The sequence below is a fragment of the Kitasatospora sp. NPDC059817 genome (assembly GCF_042731835.1).
In the GTDB taxonomy this organism is placed as follows: domain Bacteria; phylum Actinomycetota; class Actinomycetes; order Streptomycetales; family Streptomycetaceae; genus Kitasatospora.
Genome location: NZ_JBHWIR010000022.1, coordinates 4,850 through 24,624, shown reverse-complemented (window position 1 = coordinate 24,624; position 19,775 = coordinate 4,850). Strand labels below are relative to the sequence as shown.

Below are 19,775 nucleotides of genomic sequence, written 5' to 3'. Positions count from 1 at the left end.
GGGGGGGTGGGGGTTGATATTAAACTATTTTCTTCGAATCTATTTAGTTTATCAGGGCGCGGCGCGCCCCGGCCGGGGGGGCCCCCCCCCGGCCGGGGGGGGCGGGCGCCCCCCCGGCCGGGGGCCCCCCCTCCTCCCAAGGCGTCACACAGCGCTACGGCCTGCCGGTTACAGCGGGTGGCGCTTTACAGCGGGTGGCGCTGCGACTCCAGCTTCAGGCCCTCCTCGTCGAGCGGGCCGAACGGCGGGATCTGCTGCTTCTTGCCGAGCGAGCGGGCGGCGTCCTGGTCGCCCAGGCCGGCCCACTCCAGCACCTTGGCGGTCGCCTCCGCCGACTGCGCGGCCGGCAGCTGGCCGATGTTGGAGCCGTGGTTGCCGCCCGGCACGGTGTAGACGTAGCTGTCGTCACTGCCCCGGCCGAGCTTGAACGGCTTGGCGCCCCACGGGTCGTTGCCGCCGTAGACGTAGATGATCCGCTCGGCGTCGTGCTTCACCCAGCGGTCGATGTCCCGCATCGTGTTCGGGTTGAAGGAGATCGGGATGTCCTTCGGCACGTACGACCGGGCCGAGTACAGCTCCTTGTAGTCGTAGTGCAGCACGCCCTTGAGGTGCGAGACGTCGAAGAACGGCGCACCCAGCTCGGTCGCGGCCTGGTAGTAGTACGCGGTGTACTTCGCCAGCGACTGGTCGCTGTTGCCGGTGATGCCGGACTGCGAGTCGAACCACGCGTACAGCGCGTCGTCGGTCGCGGTGGCCGCGGCCGGGACCTTGGCGCAGTCCGCCTCGGTGCTGTACTGCCAGAACGCCCAGACCACGTCGAGCACGCCCGCCTCGTACGCCCGGTCCGGCGTGCCGAGGGTGTTGAAGGTCGAGCCGGCGGCCTTGTTGTCGGCCACGTAGCGGGTCTCCAGGCGGTCGCGGCGCACCAGCAGCTCGCGCTGGGCGGCGTTCAGCGCGGCCCGGCACTCGGGGGTGCCGACGGTGCGGAAGAAGTTGGTGTAGGCCGCGTAGTCGTTGACGTCGGTGTTGTTCGGCGCCACGTACGCGATCGTGCCCGCGACGTCGTCCGGGTAGAAGCGGCGGAAGTAGGTGGAGGACATGCCGCCCTTGCTGGCGCCGGTGGAGAGCCACTCCTGCTGGTAGATCCGCTTGAGCGCGGTCACCAGCCGGTGCGAGTCGGCGGCCTGCTGGCGGATGCCGGCCTTGGACCAGTCCGCCGGCTCGGGGCGCGACGGGGTGAAGTACCGGTACTCGATGGACACCTGGTTGCCGTCCACCAGCCGGGTCGGCTCGGTGCGCGACGGGTTGGTGCCCAGCGTGTAGCCGTTGGTGTAGAAGACGGTCGGGCGGTCGTAGCCCCGGTGCAGCACGCTGAAGCGCTGCTGGAAGGTGCCCAGCCAGGGGCGGAAGTGGTCGATCGGCTGGGTGTAGGTGAGCAGGAAGTAGCGGTGGCCGGTGGTGGTCGGCTTCTCCTCGGTGATCGTCACCCCGGGGATCGCCGCCAGGCGGTCCTTGATGTCGGCATTCGGGTCGTCGGCGGGGCTCCGGCCGTGGGCGGCCTCGGCGGTACCGGCGCCCTGGGCACCGGCGGCCAGCGCCGGGGTCGCCAGGCCGCCGAGCGCGAGCAGCGGTATCAGCAGGACGGAAACCAGCAGCCTTCGCAGCGTGGTGGTCATCAACTCTCCATTGGTCACACGGATATGACTGCCGCTCTGTCGGGACGACAGTGCGGCGGGGGTGGTGCGCCGGCCGTCTGGTGGACGGCCGAATGGGCCACCCGCCGTTCGCGGGTGGCCCATCGGGGATCGGTGCTGGTCAGCGGGGTCGCCCCGGTTCCGTCACGACGTGGCGGCCGGGCGCGGGATGGCGGCCACGGTTCAGGTCGAGGCCGTCGCGGCGGTCAGGTCAGGGCCGGACCAGGGTGCAGCCGGGCAGGGTGAGGTCGAACCGGTTGCCGGCGGCGAAGCAGGCCGGGATGCCGTAGGTCTCCTGGGCGTAGCCGATGCCCTGGTGCACCGTCACCGAGCCGTTCTCGTCGACCTCACACGGGTTGTCGAGGGTGCAGGACTCGCCGCTCTCGTTGATCGTGTTGTTGACCGCGACCACCTGCCCGGTGTTCGCGTCCACCACCGGCGAGCCGGAGGTGCCGCCGATCACGTTGCAGCCGGAGGTGTAGCGGACCGAGTCCTTGAAGGTCCAGTCCGCCTCGTTCAACTGGTAGGCGAAGCCGTCGATCGAGCAGGAGTAGATCTTCTTCCAGTAGCCCGAGACGACCTTGATCGAGGTGCCCTGCGTGGGGTGGGCGGCGGAGATGGTCAACGGGGCGATCCCGTACCGGGACTGGATCGAGGCGTAGCTGGTGTTCAGCTGGTAGATCGACACGTCGGTGTCGGTCATGGCGCCGTAGACCACCTTGGTCGCGCGCAGGGTGCCGAGCCCGCTGCCGCTGGAGCTGAGGAGGGTGAAGGTCCGGCTGGAGGGCTGGTTGAGGATCACCTCGCCGGGGCCGGGCATGCCGGACTCCAGGCAGTGGCCGTTGGACAGGACGAGGGCCGGGTCGCTCGCGGCCGAGCCTGGCATCCGGACCAGCGAACCGGAACAGTTGTTGAGGGCCACCGTCCCGGCGAAGTTGACGGCGCGGGGGGCCGCCTTGGTGTCGGTGACCTGGGCCTGGGCGCTCAGGGACTGGCCGTCCTGGGCCGCTACCGACACGGCGGCGGGGGCCTCCGCGGTGGCGGCCTGGGCCGGGAGGGCGCCGGCGAGGGCGGTTGCTCCGGCGACCAGGACGGTGGCGAGCATGCCTATGAGCGGCTTCTTCATGAGAGACCTCTCGGTGTGGGGGTGCACCAAAGCTGTCGCGGACATGACTCACTGTCAAGAGTCAAGACGACACCAAGAAAGCACTTCGGCCGCAATGGCTCGTTCGCGCGGTGGCGGCGGTCCGCCGGCCCCTCCCTTCGCACGGCCGATCGCGTCAACCCGCCCCACGGCCCCCGTCCGCCACGTACTGTGGCGACATCGGACGGGTGACCACAGGGGGCAGGAGTGACTACCGAGTACCGCAGCGACGCGCCGTCGGAGCCCACGGGGGCGGGCGGGCGGTTGCTCGCCGTGAGCGACCTGCACATCTCCTACCAGGAGAACCGGGACCTGGTGGAGAAGATCCGGCCCACCACCCCCGACGACTGGCTGCTCGTCGCCGGAGACGTCGCCGAACTCACCACCAGCGTCGAGTGGGCGCTCGGACTGCTCGCCGAACGCTTCGCCCGCGTGGTGTGGGCCCCCGGCAACCACGAGCTGTGGACCCACCCCGAGGACCCGGTGCAGCTGCGCGGCGTGGCCCGCTACGACCACCTGGTCGACCTCTGCCGGAACCTCGGCGTGCTCACCCCCGAGGACCCGTACCCGCTCTGGCAGGGCGCCGGCGGACCGGTCCGCATCGCCCCGCTCTTCCTCCTGTACGACTACTCCTTCCGCGCGCCGGGCACGACCACCAAGGAGGAGTCCCTGGCGGCCGCCTACGAGAGCGGCATCGTCTGCGCGGACGAGCGGATGCTCCACCCGGACCCGTTCCCGGACCGCGACTCCTGGTGCCGCGAGCGCGTCCGGCTGACCGAGCAGCGGCTGGCGGCCTGCGACCCGGACGTACCGCTCGTCCTGGTCAACCACTACCCGTTGGTCCGCCACCCCACCGAGATCCTCTGGTACCCCGAGTTCGCCCAGTGGTGCGGCACCGAACTGACCGCGGACTGGCACCGCCGCTTCAACACCGCGGCGATGATCTACGGCCATCTGCACATCCCCCGCAAGACCAGCTACGACGGCGTCCCGTTCGAGGAGGTCTCGCTCGGCTACCCGCGCGAGTGGCGCAAGCGCGGGCTGCCGGAGCCGCTGCTGCGCGAGGTCTTCCCGCAGGCGTAGGTACGCGCTGCCCCGCCGCCGGACCGTCCGGCGGCGGGGCAGATCTCCGACGGATCAGGCCTCCCCCGCCTTCTCCTGCGCCTCCTCGAAGGTCGCCGACGCCTCCGGCCGGGCGAGCGTGACCACCAGGTCGCCGTCGCTCACCTCCGCGATCAGCGTGTCGCCCTCCCGCACCGTGCCGTCCAGCAGCAGGTTGGACACCCGGTTGTCCAGCTCCGACTGGATCGTCCGACGCAGCGGCCGGGCCCCGAACTCCGGCTGGTACCCGCGGTTGACCAGCCACTCCTTGGCCGCCTCGGTGACCTCCAACTGCACGTCCTGCGCCTTGAGCCGACGCCGGCTGCGCTCCAGCAGCAGACCGACCACCGACAGCAGGTCCTTCCGGGTGAGCGCGTGGAAGACGATCACCTCGTCGATCCGGTTCAGGAACTCCGGCCGGAACTGCTGGTGCAGGTCGCGCATCAGGTCGCCACGGATCTCGTCCACGTTCCCGGCGTGGTCGAGGATGCGCTGCGAGCCGATGTTGCTGGTCATGATCACCACGGTGTTGCGGAAGTCGACCGTCCGCCCCTGGGCGTCGGTCAGCCGCCCGTCGTCCAGCACCTGGAGCAGCAGGTTGAAGACGTCCGGGTGTGCCTTCTCCACCTCGTCGAAGAGCAGCACGCTGTACGGCTTGCGGCGGACGGCCTCGGTCAGCTGCCCGGCCTCGTCGTAGCCGACGTACCCGGGCGGGGAGCCGACCAGCCGGGAGACGGTGTGCTTCTCCTGGAACTCGCTCATGTCGAAGCGGATCATCCGGTCCGGGTCGCCGAACAGCAGCGCCGCCAGCGCCTTCGCCAGCTCGGTCTTGCCCACGCCGGTCGGCCCGAGGAAGAGGAAGGAGCCGGTCGGCCGGTCCGGGTCGCCCATCCCGGCCCGGCCGCGGCGCACCGCCTGGGCGACCGCGGTGACCGCCTCGTCCTGGCCGATCACCTTCTCGTGCAGGTGCTCCTCCAGCTTGAGCAGCCGCTCCCGCTCGGTCGCGTTCAACTCCGCGACCGGGATGCCGGTCCGGGACGACAGCACCTGCGCGATGTCGTCGGCGGTCACGTCGACGACCTCCTCGCGGGACTCGGCGACGGCCGCCAACTCGTCCTCGGTCTGCCGCAGCTCGGCCTTCAGGTTGGCCGCCCGCACGAACTCCTCGTCCGCGACGGCCTCGTCCAACTCCCGCTTCAGCTTGGTGATCCGGTCCTGCACCCCGGTCGCCTCGGTCGAGCCGCTCAGGCTGCGCAACCGCACCCGGGCACCGGCCTGGTCCAACAGGTCGATCGCCTTGTCCGGCAGGAAGCGGTCGCTGACGTACCGGTCGGACAGCGTCGCCGCCGCGTCCAGCGCCTCGTCGGTGAACCGCACCTGGTGGTGCGCCTCGTACGCGTCCCGCAGCCCCCGCAGGATCTCGACCGTCTCCTCGACGCTCGGCTCGGGCACCAGCACCGGCTGGAAGCGGCGCTCCAGCGCGGCGTCCTTCTCCACGTGCTTGCGGTACTCGTCCAGCGTCGTCGCGCCGACCACGCTCAGTTCACCGCGCGCCAGCGCCGGCTTGAGGATGTTGCCGGCGTCCATCGAACCCTCGCCGCCGGAACCCGCGCCGACCACGGTGTGCAGCTCGTCCAGGAACAGGATCACGCTCTTCTCGGCCGCCGTGACCTCGTCGATCACCTTCTTCAGCCGCTCCTCGAACTCGCCCCGGTACTTGGAGCCGGCCACCAGGGCGGTCAGGTCGAGCGTGACGACCCGCTTGTCCCGCAGGCTCTGCGGCACGTCCCCGGAGACGATCCGCTGCGCCAGCCCCTCCACGATCGCGGTCTTGCCGACGCCCGGCTCGCCGATCAGCACCGGGTTGTTCTTGGTCCGGCGGGACAGGATCTCGACGGTCTGCTCGATCTCCTCGGCCCGCCCGACCACCGGGTCCAGCCGGCCCGAGCGCGCCGCCTCGGTGAGGTCCAGCCCGTACTCGTCCAGCGTCGGCGTCTCGCTCGGGTGCGCGCCCGTGCTGCTGCGCTCCCCGCCGACACCGCGCCCCTCCAGCACCGTCTTCAATGCCTCCTGCGAGGGCGCCGCGTTGCGCAGCGCCGTCCCCGCCCCGGACCGCTCCTGGTCCAGCAGCGCGCCGAGGATGTGCTCCGGCCCGATGTACGAGGCCCCGGCCGCCTGCGAACGGGCGTGCGCCGCCAGCAGCGCGCGCTTGGCCGACGGCGTCAGCGCGGGCTGCCCGTCCACCGCCGCCGGATCCCCGGACGGCAGCGACCGCTCCAGGTCACCGGCCAGCTGGTCCGGGTCGATCCCCGCCCGCTCCAGCATCCGGCGCGACGGCTCCACCCGGGTGGCCGCCCAGGCCAGGTGCCCGGTGTCGAGATCACTGATCCCGTCCTCGCCGGCCCGGTGCGCGGCCAACCCCAGCAACTCCTGCGAGGACTCGCTCAGCAACCGCCCGATCGGCACCCGCTGCACGGCGGGCGGGGAGGCCATCGGACTCATCCCGAAGAAGCGGCTGAGCAGATCGGAGAACGGATCACTCGATCCGAACGGGGGCATGGTCACGGAGGATCACCTCTCCCAAGCGGTGTGCAGCCACCCAAACACAGCCCACCCCACCCCGCCTCCCGAACCCCGGCCCCTCCCGCACGGGCGCCGGCGCGCCTGTCGACGCACGCGGTCAGCTCTGGGCGGCGTCCAGCAGGTCGTCGAACGCGGCGGCCACCGCGATGGCCTTGCCGATGTCCCTGGGGGTGGCCTCCGGGTTCGGCCCGCCGTACCAGACGTTGGCCTGCACCTGGTACTTCGCGATGTAGTCGACCGCCTGGTCGGAGGCCAGGCCCGGGTAGCCGGCCGCCACGTCGTTGAACATGTGGTCGATCCACGGGGTGGCGAAGCGGATGACGTCGATGACGTAGGGCTTGAACTCGTCGCTGTAGGTCGCGCAGAACAGCACCTGATGACCGTCGTTGACGAGCGCGACCCGCAGGTCGTGGACCGTCCCGAGGCGGTTCTCCCAGTAGGGCGCCTCGATGCAGGCCTTCTCGGCGCGCTCCAGGAAGACGGCGGGCCCGGTCGGCTGGATGACCGGTGCGATCAGGGTGAACTCCGACCGGTTCACCGCCCGCAGGCCGACGCCCTCGGTCTGCTGACGGGGGCTCTGGAAGGCCTTGGCGATCTCCTCGACCGACACGTCCGGTGAGATCGGCTGGTAGGTCGACGGGTCGAAGTCGTACATCTGGATTCCTCTCGGGCGAAGCGTCAGGACGGGTCGGGAAGCACGTCGGCGGCCGAGGCCGGCTCGGCGCGGCGCCGGCCGTTCAGCTCGTGGCGCAGCACCGACGAGCGCCGGTACACCTCCTTGCGGACGGTCTGGACTGCTGGAGGTGCCGGTCGAAGTCCGGCTCCGGTGGTACGAGATCGGGTGAGTGCCGCACGGGGGTGAAGTCCTTCTCGGGCGGGGTCACCTGTCGTCCTCCGATGTCGATGAGTGCGGCGCGGCGGACGGGCCGCCGGCCGGGTCCGGCAGTGCGGTGAGCCAGGCGATCGCGGCGAGGCCGGGCAGGAAGCAGTACTCGCCGCCGCGCACGGTCACGAACCGGGGCAACCCGGTGAGCCGGCGCCGGACCGGGCGGGCCGGGATGGTGTGCACACCGGCGCCGCCGCTGTTGCCGACCAGCGGGTCCTGCTCGGGGCCGAGGCCGGCGAAGTCGCCGTCGTTGAGCCACACCTGCTGCACGAACTCGAACTGCCGGGACAGGCTGGCGCCCATGAAGATGAAGATGATCCCGCGCTCCACGCCGTCGTCCTCCAAGGCCCCGGCCGGCAGCAGCGGGCCGTACGCCGCGCCGCGCCGCAGCACCCGGTGGATGCCGGTCTCGACCACGGTGTCGGCCAGGCCGTCCCTCGGGTTGGCCCGCCGGATGTGCGCGCCGCGCGGGACGAGCAGGCCCCGCGGGTCGTCGTGGTAGCGGAAGTCGTTGTTGCGCGTCGGATCGGCGCCCAGGTCCGGATCGTCGTGCTCCGGCGCCAACGCCAGCGGCGCACCGCTGCGCCAGCGGCCGACGATCTTGGCTGCGAGCAGTTCCTCGTCCTCGGGCGAGCGGGCTTGGTCCCGCAGGTACCTGCGGAACGCGGCCACGTCCGCACGCATCTGACGGAAGGCCAGGTAGCAGCCGTTGCGGCCGAGCACGTCCGGCGCGGGCCCCGCCGGCGCCGCCCCGGACTCGTCCGGGTAGCCGAAGAGGAACTCGCCGGGCTGGACGGCGTCCTGGCCGGGCAGCGGCCGCTCGGCGCTGCCGAGCAGGTACGGGCTGGAGATGCCGTCCCGGAACCCGAAGTGCTCGCGCCCGGTGACCGGCGAACCGACATCGAGCCGGTAGACCAGGCTCACCCCGGCCAACCGTCCGGCCGCCGCCACCGGCTCGTGGAGCCCCTCGGGGGCCGTCGCGATGATCACCACCCCGATGTGCACGTCGGGGCCGCCCAGCGGCGGGGGCCAGTTACCGGGGTCGCTGGCACCGAGGTCTCCCAGCACCTCCTTCCGGGCGGCCATGCCGGCCCGGAACTCCGGGGAGAACGAGGCCAGCGAATCCGGCGGCACGCCCAACCGGGCCAGCCCCCGGTACGTGAAGGCGACATTGAGGGTGAACGGGCGGGGCCGCTCCCAGTCCGCCGCGCTGGTGACCTCCGGCAGGACCTCGCGCAGCGACCGCTTCGCCGCGGCCGGGTCGTCGATCCGGTAGAGCAGGTAGACACCGTGATAGACGTCCGGACGACGCCGCAGCACGGTGCCCTGGATGTCCTCCAGCTCCAACGTCGGCACCGCACCGGCGGTGGGCCCACTCACCCGCGCGGGGCGAACGGTCGGAGGGTCAGGGGCATGGCGGCCTCCTCAGCACAGTCACAAACCTGCGCACACTGTGCAATGCGGACATCGCCCACAGTGGGAGTTCACACAGCGTGTCGAGCCGGCGATCTCACGCCGGAACCACCAGGCGGATCACAGCCACGGGAAGGATTCCGGCCATCGGCCCCCGAAGGCCCGGGAGTCGGCCGAACAGAAAAACGGCCGAACTCGCTGCCGAGTCGGCCGCCCTGGAGGCTCCAGCCGCAGGAGCTGCGGCGTGATGTGTTCTCGATGTTCTTCGATCTCGGCGCGGGCCCTCACGGACCCACACCCCTTGCTGTGGGCGCGGACGGTTTCGAACCGCCGACATCTGCTTTGTAAGAGCAGCGCTCTACCACTGAGCTACGCGCCCCCTGTCGTGGCCCAGTGGGGGCACGACGACTGCCTAGGGTACCTGGTCCCGGGGGGTGCTGTGGTGCGGGTGGTCGGGGGGTGGGACGGGTGGGGGTGCCGGTGGGGTGGGGTGATCGGGAAGAATGGGGGTGGATCAGCGGGTCGGAGCAGGGAGCGCGCAGTGACGGTGGCCGGCGGGAGCGGGCGGGGGTGGCGTCGGGCGGGGAGTGCGCTGGCCGACGCACTGGTGGTGCCGGTGGTGCTGGCGGGTGCGCTGGGTGCGCTGGGGCTGGCCTCGGCCGGGACGGGCGGCTGGTGGGGTCGGCGCGGCGGGGAGGGTGTGCGGGCGGACGCCAAGGCGGCCCGGGACGCCGCGCAGGAGGCGTTCTACGAGCTGGACTCGACGCAGCGCGAGGTGCAGTTGGCGGTGGAGACCGTCCGGGCGGCCGAGGACGAGGCGACGGCCCGCCGGGCGCTGGCGGACCTGGCGGGGATCACCGGCCGGGTGGACCAGGTCACCGTGAACTACCTGGGCGCGCTGGACGCGTACAACCTGGACGACGAGGCGCTGGACGCCGGCGCCGCGGCGCGGGCCCGGCGCCAGTTGGAGGACGTGAAGGGGCAGCTCGGCTCGGCCCGGGCGGAGCTGAACGACTTCCTCCAGCGGCTGCAGCCGGCCCTCCAGCGCGCCGAGCAGCAGCTGATGCGGGTCACCCCGGCGGTGGAGCAGGCGAAGCGCGCGCTGCTCCAGGCGAGCAACGCGCTGGACGCGGTGCGCGGTGCCGGGCTGCGGGCGGACGACCTGGCGGCCCGGCTGGCCGAACTGGCGCCGGAGCTCGGGCTGCTGAACGAGGGGCCGGCCCGGCACGGGGTGGCGCCGACGCTGCGGCGCGCGGACGACGTGCGGCAGCGCGCCGAGGCGATCGCGGCCGACGCCGGTCAACTGCCGGAGCGGGCACGGGAGATCGACCGGCGGGTGGCGAGCCTGCGGACCCGGATCCAGGCGCTGGAGACCAAGGCGGAGACGGTCGAGCCGGCGCTGAGCGAACTGCGCCGCCGGTTCAGCTCGGCCTGCTGGCAGGACCTCCAGCGGGTGTCGGAGCAGGTCGCGGAGACCGGGCGGGCGGCGGAGCGCAAGCTCGCCGAGGCCGCCCGGGCCCGGGACGAGCAGCGCTGGGCGGACGCGACGGGCGCGATCGGTACGGTGCGCGCGCTGCTGGACACCGCGGACGGGTCGGTGGTCGCGGTGAACGAGCGGCTGCGGCAGCTGAACGAGGTGCAGCACGACCCGCACCGGGAGGTGGAGCGGGCCCGCTTCGCCCTGCGCGACGCGCAGCGGCTGGCGATGGCGGGCCGCAGCGCGCCGGACCCGCGGCACGCCGCCCCGCTGGACGAGGCGGTGGCCCGGCTGGACCGGGCCGTGGCCACCCTGGAGGCGGCCGGCCGGCACCCCGACTACTGGCACTTCCTGACCGAGCTGGCGGGCGTGCGGGAGACGGCGGCGCAGGTGATCGGGCTGATCCGCGGCGATCTGGGCGGGCACCGGTAGCACCCCCAGTAGGACGCCAACAGGGCACCGACAGGACGTCGGCAGGGCTCCGCCTGGGTACCCTGCCGGTATGCCACGCTACGACTTCCGCTGCCGCTCCTGCGGCGCCACCTTCGAACTCCGCCGCCCGATGGCGCAGGCCGGCGCCCCCGCCGTCTGCCCGCAGGGCCACGAGGACACCGTGAAGCTGCTGTCCGCCGTCGCCGTCACCGGCTCCGCTTCGGGCGGCGCCCCGCGCCAGGCCCCCTCCGGCAACGGTGGTGGCGGAGGGGGCTGTTGCGGCGGCGGCTGCTGCGGCTGACCGCTGCCGCTTCCGCTCAGGAAGCGACGGGCGCGCCGGGCACGCCGGGCACGACGGGCACGCCGGACGCGGCGGCCACCCGGGCGAGGAAGCGTCGGACGATCTCCTCCCCCGCCGCCACCCCCACCTCGTCGAGGGCGGTGACGCCGGGGGCGGTCCAGCCGCCGTCGGCGAGTTCGCCGTGCCCGGGCCGCCAGGCGGCGTCGGCGGCGAGCAGCAGGTCGGCGTCGAGCAGTGAGTCGCCGGCCGCGAGCACGGTGGTCGCGCCGGTGCGCCGGACGGCTTCGGCGAGGGCGGCGCTCTTGCTGAGCGGCGCGGGGACGGCGTAGACCTTGCGGCCCTGGAGCGAGACCGTCCAGCCGCGTTCGGCGCACCAGCCGGTCAGCTCGTCGAGCCAGCCGCCGGGCAGTGCGGCGCGCTCGACGACGAGGTAGGCGAACAGCCCGTCGGCGACGCGGCGCTTGTGCGTCCACTCCGGGTCGGCGCTCAGGGCGAGCTGCCGGACGACCTCCTCCAGCGGGGCAGCGCCGGAGGCGAGCCGCGCGGTGATCTCGGTGTGCCAGTCCTGGTCGGGCACGCCGTCGACGAGCAGGTGCCCGCCGTTGCCGCAGATCGCGTACGCGGGGACCCAACCGGGCGTCGGGCCGGGCAGGTTGATCCGCTCGTACTGGGCGAGGGTGCGGGTGGTGGCGGGGACGAACCAGGCCTGCCGGACGAGTTCGACGAGCAGCGCGGCGGCCTGTTCGGTCATGAACGAGAGCGCCTTGCCGTCGTGCACCTCGACGGAGAGCAGCCGGGGCGCGAGCCGGTCGGGGACGTCCAGGGCGAGGGCCCGGTTGGAGTAGACGAGCGTCCGGTCGAGGTCGCTGGCGACGAGGACATCGGCGTTCATCAGGACTCCTTCACCACAACGGTCCTACCGGAGGCCCCGGTCGCTCCCCGACTGTAGCGGGGGTGGATGAGGCCGACGCAGGAGTACGGCAGGCCGTCCACCTCCTCGACCTCAACGCCGCGCTGGGCGGCGAGCAGCCGGACGTGGTCGAGGTCGGCGCCGGCGCCGCGCCGGGCGAGGACCCGCCAGGGGACGCGGCGCAGCAGCACCCGGGTGGTCTCGCCGACGCCGGGCTTGACCAGGTTGACGCTGTCGATGCCGTACTCGGTGCTGATCCGTTCGACGGCGGCCCAGCCGGCCCAGTCGGGCGTGCGGTCCGGGGCGGTGGACAGCCGGTCGGCGGCGGCGACGGCCTCCGGGCGGACGGCCTCGAAGTGGTCGGCCACGGTGTCGAGGAAGGCGGCGGAGACGTCCGCGCCGGCCAGTTCGGCGTAGTGCTTGGCGCCGTGGAAGTCGTCCGGGCCGATCAGGCCGGGCCGCAGTACGGTGCGCGAGACCAGGCCGGAGACGGTGGAGTTGAGGCAGGCGGAGGGGATCAGGAAGTCGTCCCGGGTGCCGTAGGTGCGCGCGCAGCGGCCGGGGTCGGCGAGGACGGCGAGGTCCGGGTCGAAGCCGGTGCCGGCCAGGGCCTCGGCGAGTTCGCGGGTGATCGCGCCCTTGCCGGTCCAGCCGTCGACGAACACGACGTCGCCGGCGCGGTGGTGGGCGGCCAGGTAGCGCAGGGCGACCGGGTCGATGCCGCGGCCGCGGACGATGGAGACGGCGTAGTGCGGGGTGTCGAGGCCGTGGGCGTGGGCGAGCCAGCGGCGGATCAGGATGCCGACGGGCGTGCCGGCCCGGGCCAGCGAGGCGAGCACCAGGCCGGGGCCGCGCTCGCGCAGCAGGGTCTCGGCGACGGTGCCGGCGGCGAGCGCGATGCGGCGGGCGGAGGCGCGCAGTGCCTGGTGGAACAGCTCCTGGTACTCGGGGCTGGGCTGGTACTCGACCGGCAGCGACTCGGCGTAGTGCGCGCCGCCGTTCTGGACGGCCTCCTCGCGCTCCTCGGTGGGGGCTTCGAGCGGGACGCCGGAGAGGTCCTTGAGCAGCCAGGCCACCTCGTCGGGCCGGTAGGAGGAGAACGCCGGGCCGTACAACGGGGACGGCAGGCGGGAAGGCCCGTGGGACGGCTGGTGGGACGGCAGGCGGGAGGGCAGCCGGACCGGCCGGTGGGAGGGCAGCACCGCGAGCACCACCTGGTCGGTGACCTGCCGCAGCTGGCCGAGCAGGGCGCGCTCGCCCTCGCGCAGGGCGGGGGTGTCGGCGACGTCGTCGACCACCAGCACGACCGCGTCGAAGCGGCGGGCCGGGTCGCTGCCGGGGGCGACGTTGTAGGCGTAGCGCTCGCGCGACGCGTCGTCCTGCGGGTCGTCGTGGGCGGGGAAGGCGAGGCGGGTGCGGATGGCGTAGCCGGGGTCGTCCACGGCGAGGACGGGCGAGCGGGTGGTGGTGGAGTAGCGGACGCGGTCGCCGCCCAGCCGGTCGGCGAGTGCGCCGGCCAGCCGCAGCGGGGCGTACATCAGCTCCTCGAAGCCGAGGACCAGCACGCGCCGCGCCGTGGCGGGCAGTGCGTCGGCCAGCTGTCCGGCCAGGCGGGGCAGGGCGGCGTCCAGTCGGGCGCGGTCGCGGGCGGTGACCCCGTGCCGGCCGCCGTCGGGGAGCCCGGCGGGCCAGTCCAGGTCGACCCGGGCGAGCGGTGCGGGCGTTCCGGGGGGTGCGGCGGGGGCGGGGGCGGCCTCGGCTATCAGCCGCTCGGCGCGGTCCAGGACGTCGGCGGGCAGCTGGACGGCGCCGCTGGCGGTGGCCACCAGGTCGAGCCGGACGCCGAGTTCGGCGGCGGTGTCGGCGAGCCGGCGGCGGTCGGCGGTGGAGCGCAGGTCGACCAGGGCGACGACGACGTAGTGGTCGCGGGGGTGGCGGGCGTGCAGTTCACGGATGGTGTTGAGGACCGTGGTGCCGGTCGAGAACTCGTCGTCGACCAGCACCAACGGGCCGTCACTGGTGAGGAGTTCGGGATCGGCGGGGAGCAGCAGGTGCGAGGTGGCGTGCGAGTGCTCCTCCTCGAAGCCGCCGAGCGGGGGCACCCCGGGCACCGGGCGGCGGGTGGAGTGCAGGTACGGGGCGTCGAGGCCGTCGGCGACGCTGTGGCCGAGGCCGGTGGCCGTCTCCGCGTAGCCGAGGACGACGGCCCGCGCGGCGGCCTCGTCGCCGAGCAACTCGCGGACCTGCCGGCCGAGTTCGAGCCCGACGCCGTGGACGACCGCGGGCCGCTGCGGGACGTGCTTGCCGAGCACGGTGGAGACCAGCAGGTGGGCGCGCTTCGGGTTCTGGGAACGCAGGGCCAGGCCCACGAGTTCGGGGAGGCGGTCCGATCCGGTCAGGGCGATGCCGGCCCGGTCGGCGACCCAACGACCGGTCCACGTCTGCTGTGCTGTCACTGCTGGTCCTGCCTTCGCATGGTGCGGTGGTGCGGTCTTCGCATGGCGCGGTGGTGCGGTCTTCGCATGGTGCGGTGGTGCGGTCTTCGGATCAGTCGGATAGGTCGGATCGGTCGGGCCGTTCAGGCCGGCTGCGGACAGCCCCCTCAGCCCCCTCACTCCCCGCACAGGCAGGCCGCGAGCAGTTCCGCGAAGCTCACGTCCTCCCGGGCCACCCCGAACACCTCCGCCCGCAGCAGCACCCGCTCCGCCCAGGCCCGGTGCGGCCGGGCCTCGTTCATCTTGTTGGTGTACGCCGAGCGCAGGACCCCGCCGCCGTCCTGCTCCTGCCGGAGGATGTCCCGGGCGTCGCAGTACTCCTCGTGCGTGACCACGGAGAGGGCGTGCACGGCGGGGACGTGGCTGGGGTGGATGCAGGTCTTGCCGAGCAGGCCGTTGGCCCGGTCGAGCTCGACCTCCCGGATCAGCCCGTCCAGGTCGTGCTCGATGATCCGCCGGCGGACCTCCTCGCCGGAGGCCCGGGCCGTCCCGGGGGCCTCGGCGAACGGCGTGCGGCGCAGCTGCGGCTTGAACATCCGCTCCTGGACCGGGAAGTACTCCCAGACCGGACCGGTGACGGTGTACCCGGTGCCGTCCGCCCGGCCGAGCACGTTGACCACATCGCCGATCACCGCCGAGACCAGGGCGACGTCGTACGCGGTGAGGTCGGGCGAGCGGCGCAGGCCGTACGCGGAGCAGAGGTCGGTCACGCCGAGGCGGACGGCGAGCACCCGCTCCCGGTGCCCGGCGAGCAGGTCGGCGATGCCGAAGAGCTGCTGGCGCCTGGTCTCCAGGTGGGCGAGTTCGGGTGACTCCAGGACGGGCATGGCGAACAGCCGGCGCCCGGTGGCGGCCTCGGCGGCGGCCAGGGCGGCCAGGTACGCGCTGCCGGTCTGCGTGGTGAACTTCGGCAGGACGAACCCGCTCAGCAGCTCGACGGCCGGCCCGAGCCGCTCGGCCAGGTCGAGGATCTGGGAGGCGGCTCGAACTCTGATGAAGAGCAGGGGGTGGCTTTGTGTGCAGTCGGTGAAATCCCTGACCAGGTCATTCAACTGCTCGATCAGGTTCCGCTCCCCCGCGTCCACCTCGTGGTCGGCGATCGCGTCCTCCAGGCAGAGCACCATCGACACCACGCCCCGAGCAGCCTGTTTGCGGATGTCGGCGGCCAGCGCGGGCCGGGTGGCGGGGCTGTAGAGGGTGCCGCCGAGGGCGGTGGCCAGCACCGCGGCCTCGCTCCGCGCGGTGAACGGCCGGGGCGGTTCGAGGAAGAGGCGACCGCGTACGTCGTCGGCGAGGTGGCCGAAATGGCGCAAGGTGCTCTCCTCAGAGGTTTGACGGCCGCCGGTCCGTTGCCGGGGCGTGCGGCGGCGCGGGACGACACCGCGATCCAGCGGTGCGACACCATGGTTAACCGGTCCACGGGGCTCCGTGGTTCCCGGCCGGACGCCGGCGGGCCCCCCTCCGCCCGACCCCGGCGGGCCCTTGGACCGCCCATCGTACGGACGGATTCCGGCCGTCCCCGGTTCCTCGGCACTGAACTCCCGGAACATCGCCGTCCAGATCACCGATCACCGGTCGAGCACCGGCAAACCCCCGGCAAGCGCAAGTCTTGGCAAAGTCCGACCCGGTTCCGACGGTCCCGGTCACGTTGTCCGAAGGGGTGGCGAACGGGCAGGATGGTCGGCTATGACGCACGTGATGGCCAAGGGCGCCAACATCGCACTGCCGGCTGCGGCGGTCCGCGCCGTGCTGCGCTGGAGCGCCACGCCCGGTGCGCCGGACGTGGACGCGTCCGCGCTGCTGCTCGGCGCCACCGGCAAGGTCCGTTCGGATGCCGACTTCGTCTTCTACAACCAGCCGCGGCACCCCTCCGGCCTGGTGCGCCACCTGCCCAAGCAGCAGACCTCCGGCGGCGCCGAGATCATCGACACGATCGAGGTCGAACTCGCCAAGCTGCCCGCCGACGTCGACCGGGTGGTGCTGGCCGGCTCCTCCGAGGGCGGCTCCTTCCGCACGGTGCCCGGGCTGCGCCTGCTGCTCTTCGACGCCACGGCCGGGGACGGCGCGCCCGCACTCGCCGAGTTCGCGATCTCCGACGGCGAGAACGTCACCGCCCTGGTCGCGGGCGAGCTGTACCGGCGCTCCGGCGCCGGGAAGTTCCGGGCGATCGGCCAGGGCTACACCTCCGGCCTGATCGGCCTGGCCACCGACTTCGGCATCACCGTCGACGACGAGGCGGAGGCCGCCGCGGCCCCGGCGGCGGCCTCGACGGCCACCCCCACCGTCACCCCCACCGCCGCCGTCGACCCCCGCAGCACCCCGCTGCCCGCCCCGCGCCCGACCGCCCCGCCCGAGCCCGGCACCTTCACCCTGGCCCCGGCCGTCCCGCAGCCGTCGGCCACCCCCCAGGGCCGGCCCCAGCAGCAGCCCGCCGCGGCCGCCCCCGGCGCGGTGCCGCCCCCGCCGACCGCGCCGCCCGCCGGTCCCCCGGCCACTGCGTCAGCCCCGCCCGCACCCCCGACCCACCAGCCCGGCACCGGGTACGGCTACCCGCACCAGCCGCAGCCCCAGCAGCCGCCCGGCACCGGCTACGGCTATCCGCAGCAGCAGCCCGGTACCGGCTACGGGTACCCGCAGCCCACCCCCCAGCCGTACCCGCAGCAGCAGGGCACCGGCTACGGCTACCCGCACCAGCAGCAGCCCGCCCCGCAGCAGCACCCCGGCAGCTACGGCTACCCGCACGCCGGCACCGGCCAGCAGCCGCCGGCCCAGGCCCCCGCGCAACCACCGGCCCAGGCACCGGCCCAGCCGCCCACCGGCGAGGAGTTCGCCCTGCCGCCGCAGGGCCCGCAGTTCCAGCCCCGCTGATCGGCCTGCGCAGGGCATGACCGCCGCCCGGCTCCGACCGGACCGAACAGGGCCGAGGCCGGACAGGGCCGGGCCGGGCCGGACAGGGTCTAGTCGGAGCCGCCCTGGCTCTTGTACCCGCGCTGCCACTGCAGCCCGAACCCGTACAGCCGGTCGATGTCCGCCTGGAACCCGTTGACGTACCGCACCTCACGGCGCACCGTCAGCTGGTTGTCCCCCGCGTTCTCGATCAGCACCACCGCGCACGAGCGCGCCGCCCGGGCCCGTTCGTCCAGCTTGATCTCGATCCGTGGCCCGGTCTGCGGCACGATCGTCACCACCGCGTGGGACTGCTCGAAGGCCGGCGTGCCGTCGTAGATGTAGACGAAGATCAGCAGCCGTTTGAACTTGTCCTTCTTCTCCAGGTTGACGTACATCGTCTCGCCGGACGGCGCCCCGTACTGGTCGTCGCCGCTGAGCTTGATGTACGGCGGTTGCCGGAGGTCGCCGAAGTAGCCGCCGAGCGGCTGCACCACGCCGCTGCTCCCGTCGGACAGTTCGTACATGCACGCCAGGTCGAGGTCGACGTTGACCTGCTCGTTCTGCACCGAGTCCGGCTCCAGCGGGCGCAGGATGCGGGGGCTGAAGAGGCGCTTGGCGCGTTCCCGGGCACTGGGCCGGACGGCCCCGGAGCGGGTGGTCCAGTGCAGGTTGACGTAGAGGTAGCCGGTGGTGGCCGCGGCCCCGGTGATCGCGTGCTGCGGGGTCGACTTGGTGAGTATGACCTTGTGCTGACCGCCCGGGTTGTCGAAGGTGTAGTTCCGCTCCCCGCGCAGGTACTCCCAGATCGAGACCATCCCGCCCTCTCCCCCTGCTCCCGTCAGGCGATCTGACGGTCCGCCGCTCCATGATCGGGCATCAGCCCGGCCCTCGGATACCCAAACCTCCCCCTCCCCTACCCCGTCGGGCCCCCCGGCGCTCACCGCCGGGTCGACGAGTGGAGCGGTCGGCGGGTCGATTGGCGGGAGGAAGCCCCCCTCCCGTAACATGCCGCCCCTTCGGACGCGATATCGTCTAGCCGCACAGGTGTCCCGTCCGCCCCTGCGCGGGTGCGGCGGGTACGCCGTGCGGCGACGAACGAATCGTCAGGCGCTCCCCGAGTACCGGGAGCTGACCGCCTGTGTCGCTCTGTGAACCCGTCCCCTGCGGAAACCCGAGGCCCGACCCGCAATGAACCTGACCTCCATACAGCTGGTCTGGACCGTCGTCGGCGGCGCAGCCCTGCTGTTCGTCGCCGTCCTGCTGGCGACGCTGCGTTTCAAGAACACGAAGAAGGAAGAGGCCGGCGACTCCTGGGAGCGCAGCGAGGAGCGTCGGCGGCGCAAGGAGATGATCTACGGCATCTCCTCCTACACGCTGCTGTTCTGCTGCGCCGGTGTCGCGGCCGCGCTGTCCTTCCACGGCCTGGTGGGCTTCGGCAAGGAGAACCTGGGGCTGTCCGGCGGCTGGGAGTACCTCGTCCCGTTCGGCCTCGACGGCGCCGCGATGTTCTGCTCGGTGCTCGCCGTGCGCGAGGCCAGCCACGGTGACGCCGCGCTCGGCTCCCGCCTGCTGGTCTGGGTGTTCGCGATCGCCTCGGCCTGGTTCAACTGGGTGCACGCGCCGCGCGGTGTGACGCACGACGGCGCCCCGCAGTTCTTCTCCGGCATGTCGATCTCGGCGGCGATCCTGTTCGACCGCGCGCTGAAGCAGACCCGCAAGGCCGCGCTGCGCGAGCAGGGGCTCGTGCCGCGCCCGCTGCCGCAGATCCGGATCGTCCGCTGGCTGCGCGCCCCGCGCGAGACCTACGCGGCCTGGTCGCTGATGCTGCTGGAGAACGTCCGCAGCCTGGACGAGGCGGTCGAGGAGGTGCGCGAGGAGCGCCAGGCCAAGCTGGACGCCAAGGTGCGGGCCCGCACGGCCGACCGCCGCGAGCGGGCCGAGCTGAAGGCCATCTCCCGCCAGGGCGGCATGCTCGCCCGGGCCCGCGGCGGCCGCCAGGTGCCCGCGCTGACGGCTGCCGGCGACGGCCAGACCGCTACGGAGCCTGCCCTAGCCGCCGAGTCGGACACCGCCTCCTCGTACCAGGCCGCCTCGGGCCCGCTGGAGCCGGCCGCGCTGGACGCCAGCCGCCGCCCGCGTGCCGCCGTCGGCTCGTCGTACGCGCCGTCCTCCTCGGCGTCCTCCTCGTCCTCGTCCTACTCGTCGTCCTACTCCTCGTCCTCGTCCGTCGGATCGGCCTCGGGCTCGTCCTACCGCAGCTCGGCCATCGACCTGACGGCCGACGACGACACCCTGTCGATGCCCAAGCTGGACTCGCTGGAGCGCAAGCTGCGCGCAATCGAGCAGCAGCTCGGCTGAGCGGGCCCACCGCGACGCGGAAACGGCCCCCCCCGCGTAACGCGGGGGGGCGGGTTGTGGTAGCCGCCGGGGGCAAGCCCGGTGAAGTTGAC

Annotated in this window: 14 protein-coding genes and 1 tRNA gene; 5 read left to right on the top strand and 10 right to left on the bottom strand. The window is 73.1% G+C overall.

From position 1 onward, the window contains the following. Positions 1-185: 185 nt before the first annotated feature. Entirely contained in the window at positions 186-1,676 is a 1,491-nt protein-coding gene (locus ACFV61_RS07700; protein WP_380480121.1) for a S28 family serine protease, read from the bottom strand. A 229-nt stretch (positions 1,677-1,905) separates the two neighbouring features. Continuing rightward, positions 1,906-2,820: a serine protease gene (locus tag ACFV61_RS07695; RefSeq protein ID WP_063347424.1), complete on the bottom strand. Its 915-nt coding sequence runs from the start codon at positions 2,818-2,820 to the stop codon at positions 1,906-1,908. Positions 2,821-3,045: 225 nt separating this feature from the next. Between ACFV61_RS07695 and ACFV61_RS07690 the strand changes: the two genes are divergently transcribed. Next, a complete protein-coding gene (locus ACFV61_RS07690) occupies positions 3,046-3,921 on the top strand; it encodes a metallophosphoesterase (protein WP_063347425.1) in 876 nt (291 codons plus the stop codon). 54 nt (positions 3,922-3,975) lie between these two features. On the opposite strand, the gene ACFV61_RS07685 is transcribed toward ACFV61_RS07690, so the two are convergent. The 4 genes from ACFV61_RS07685 to ACFV61_RS07670 all read right to left on the bottom strand — a co-directional run bounded on the left by ACFV61_RS07685 (position 3,976) and on the right by ACFV61_RS07670 (position 9,200). After that, positions 3,976-6,498: an ATP-dependent Clp protease ATP-binding subunit gene (locus ACFV61_RS07685; protein WP_380490619.1), complete on the bottom strand. Its 2,523-nt coding sequence runs from the start codon at positions 6,496-6,498 to the stop codon at positions 3,976-3,978. A gap of 121 nt (positions 6,499-6,619) precedes the next feature. Next, positions 6,620-7,177 (bottom strand): hypothetical protein, encoded by a 558-nt coding sequence (locus tag ACFV61_RS07680; protein ID WP_380490597.1) that lies wholly within the window; start codon positions 7,175-7,177, stop codon positions 6,620-6,622. A 225-nt stretch (positions 7,178-7,402) separates the two neighbouring features. Continuing rightward, positions 7,403-8,788, bottom strand: coding sequence for a Dyp-type peroxidase (locus ACFV61_RS07675; protein ID WP_380490595.1), 1,386 nt, complete (start codon positions 8,786-8,788; stop codon positions 7,403-7,405). Between the two features lie 340 nt (positions 8,789-9,128). Next, positions 9,129-9,200, bottom strand: a tRNA-Val gene (locus ACFV61_RS07670). Positions 9,201-9,368: 168 nt separating this feature from the next. Between ACFV61_RS07670 and ACFV61_RS07665 the strand changes: the two genes are divergently transcribed. Together ACFV61_RS07665 and ACFV61_RS07660 are read left to right on the top strand one after the other, a co-directional pair. Then, complete coding sequence (locus tag ACFV61_RS07665; protein ID WP_380426004.1) at positions 9,369-10,730, top strand: hypothetical protein; 1,362 nt, start codon at positions 9,369-9,371, stop codon at positions 10,728-10,730. Between the two features lie 70 nt (positions 10,731-10,800). Next, positions 10,801-11,031, top strand: coding sequence for a zinc ribbon domain-containing protein (locus ACFV61_RS07660; RefSeq protein WP_063347431.1), 231 nt, complete (start codon positions 10,801-10,803; stop codon positions 11,029-11,031). Between the two features lie 16 nt (positions 11,032-11,047). Here the strand turns inward: ACFV61_RS07660 and ACFV61_RS07655 are convergent, their stop codons facing one another. The 3 genes from ACFV61_RS07655 to ACFV61_RS07645 all read right to left on the bottom strand — a co-directional run bounded on the left by ACFV61_RS07655 (position 11,048) and on the right by ACFV61_RS07645 (position 15,749). Next, positions 11,048-11,923 carry an HAD family hydrolase gene (locus ACFV61_RS07655; RefSeq protein WP_380490593.1) on the bottom strand — a complete coding sequence of 292 codons (876 nt, stop codon included), beginning with the start codon at positions 11,921-11,923 and terminating at the stop codon, positions 11,048-11,050. Next, positions 11,923-14,397 carry a phosphoribosyltransferase gene (locus ACFV61_RS07650; RefSeq protein WP_380490591.1) on the bottom strand — a complete coding sequence of 825 codons (2,475 nt, stop codon included), beginning with the start codon at positions 14,395-14,397 and terminating at the stop codon, positions 11,923-11,925. Before ACFV61_RS07650 ends, ACFV61_RS07655 begins: the two co-directional genes overlap by 1 nt. Before the next feature lie 155 nt (positions 14,398-14,552). Beyond that, the gene (locus tag ACFV61_RS07645; RefSeq protein ID WP_380490589.1) at positions 14,553-15,749 is read right to left on the bottom strand and encodes an HpcH/HpaI aldolase/citrate lyase family protein; all 1,197 of its coding nucleotides are present in this window, start codon (positions 15,747-15,749) and stop codon (positions 14,553-14,555) included. Between the two features lie 373 nt (positions 15,750-16,122). On the opposite strand from ACFV61_RS07645, the gene ACFV61_RS07640 reads away from it, so the two are divergent. After that, positions 16,123-17,304 carry a TerD family protein gene (locus ACFV61_RS07640; RefSeq protein WP_380490587.1) on the top strand — a complete coding sequence of 394 codons (1,182 nt, stop codon included), beginning with the start codon at positions 16,123-16,125 and terminating at the stop codon, positions 17,302-17,304. An 89-nt stretch (positions 17,305-17,393) separates the two neighbouring features. Here the strand turns inward: ACFV61_RS07640 and ACFV61_RS07635 are convergent, their stop codons facing one another. After that, positions 17,394-18,140 carry a hypothetical protein gene (locus ACFV61_RS07635; protein ID WP_063347436.1) on the bottom strand — a complete coding sequence of 249 codons (747 nt, stop codon included), beginning with the start codon at positions 18,138-18,140 and terminating at the stop codon, positions 17,394-17,396. A gap of 373 nt (positions 18,141-18,513) precedes the next feature. Here ACFV61_RS07635 and ACFV61_RS07630 point away from each other — a divergent pair, with 373 nt between their 5' ends. After that, entirely contained in the window at positions 18,514-19,683 is a 1,170-nt protein-coding gene (locus tag ACFV61_RS07630) for a DUF2637 domain-containing protein (RefSeq protein WP_380490585.1), read from the top strand. Positions 19,684-19,775 lie beyond the last annotated feature (92 nt).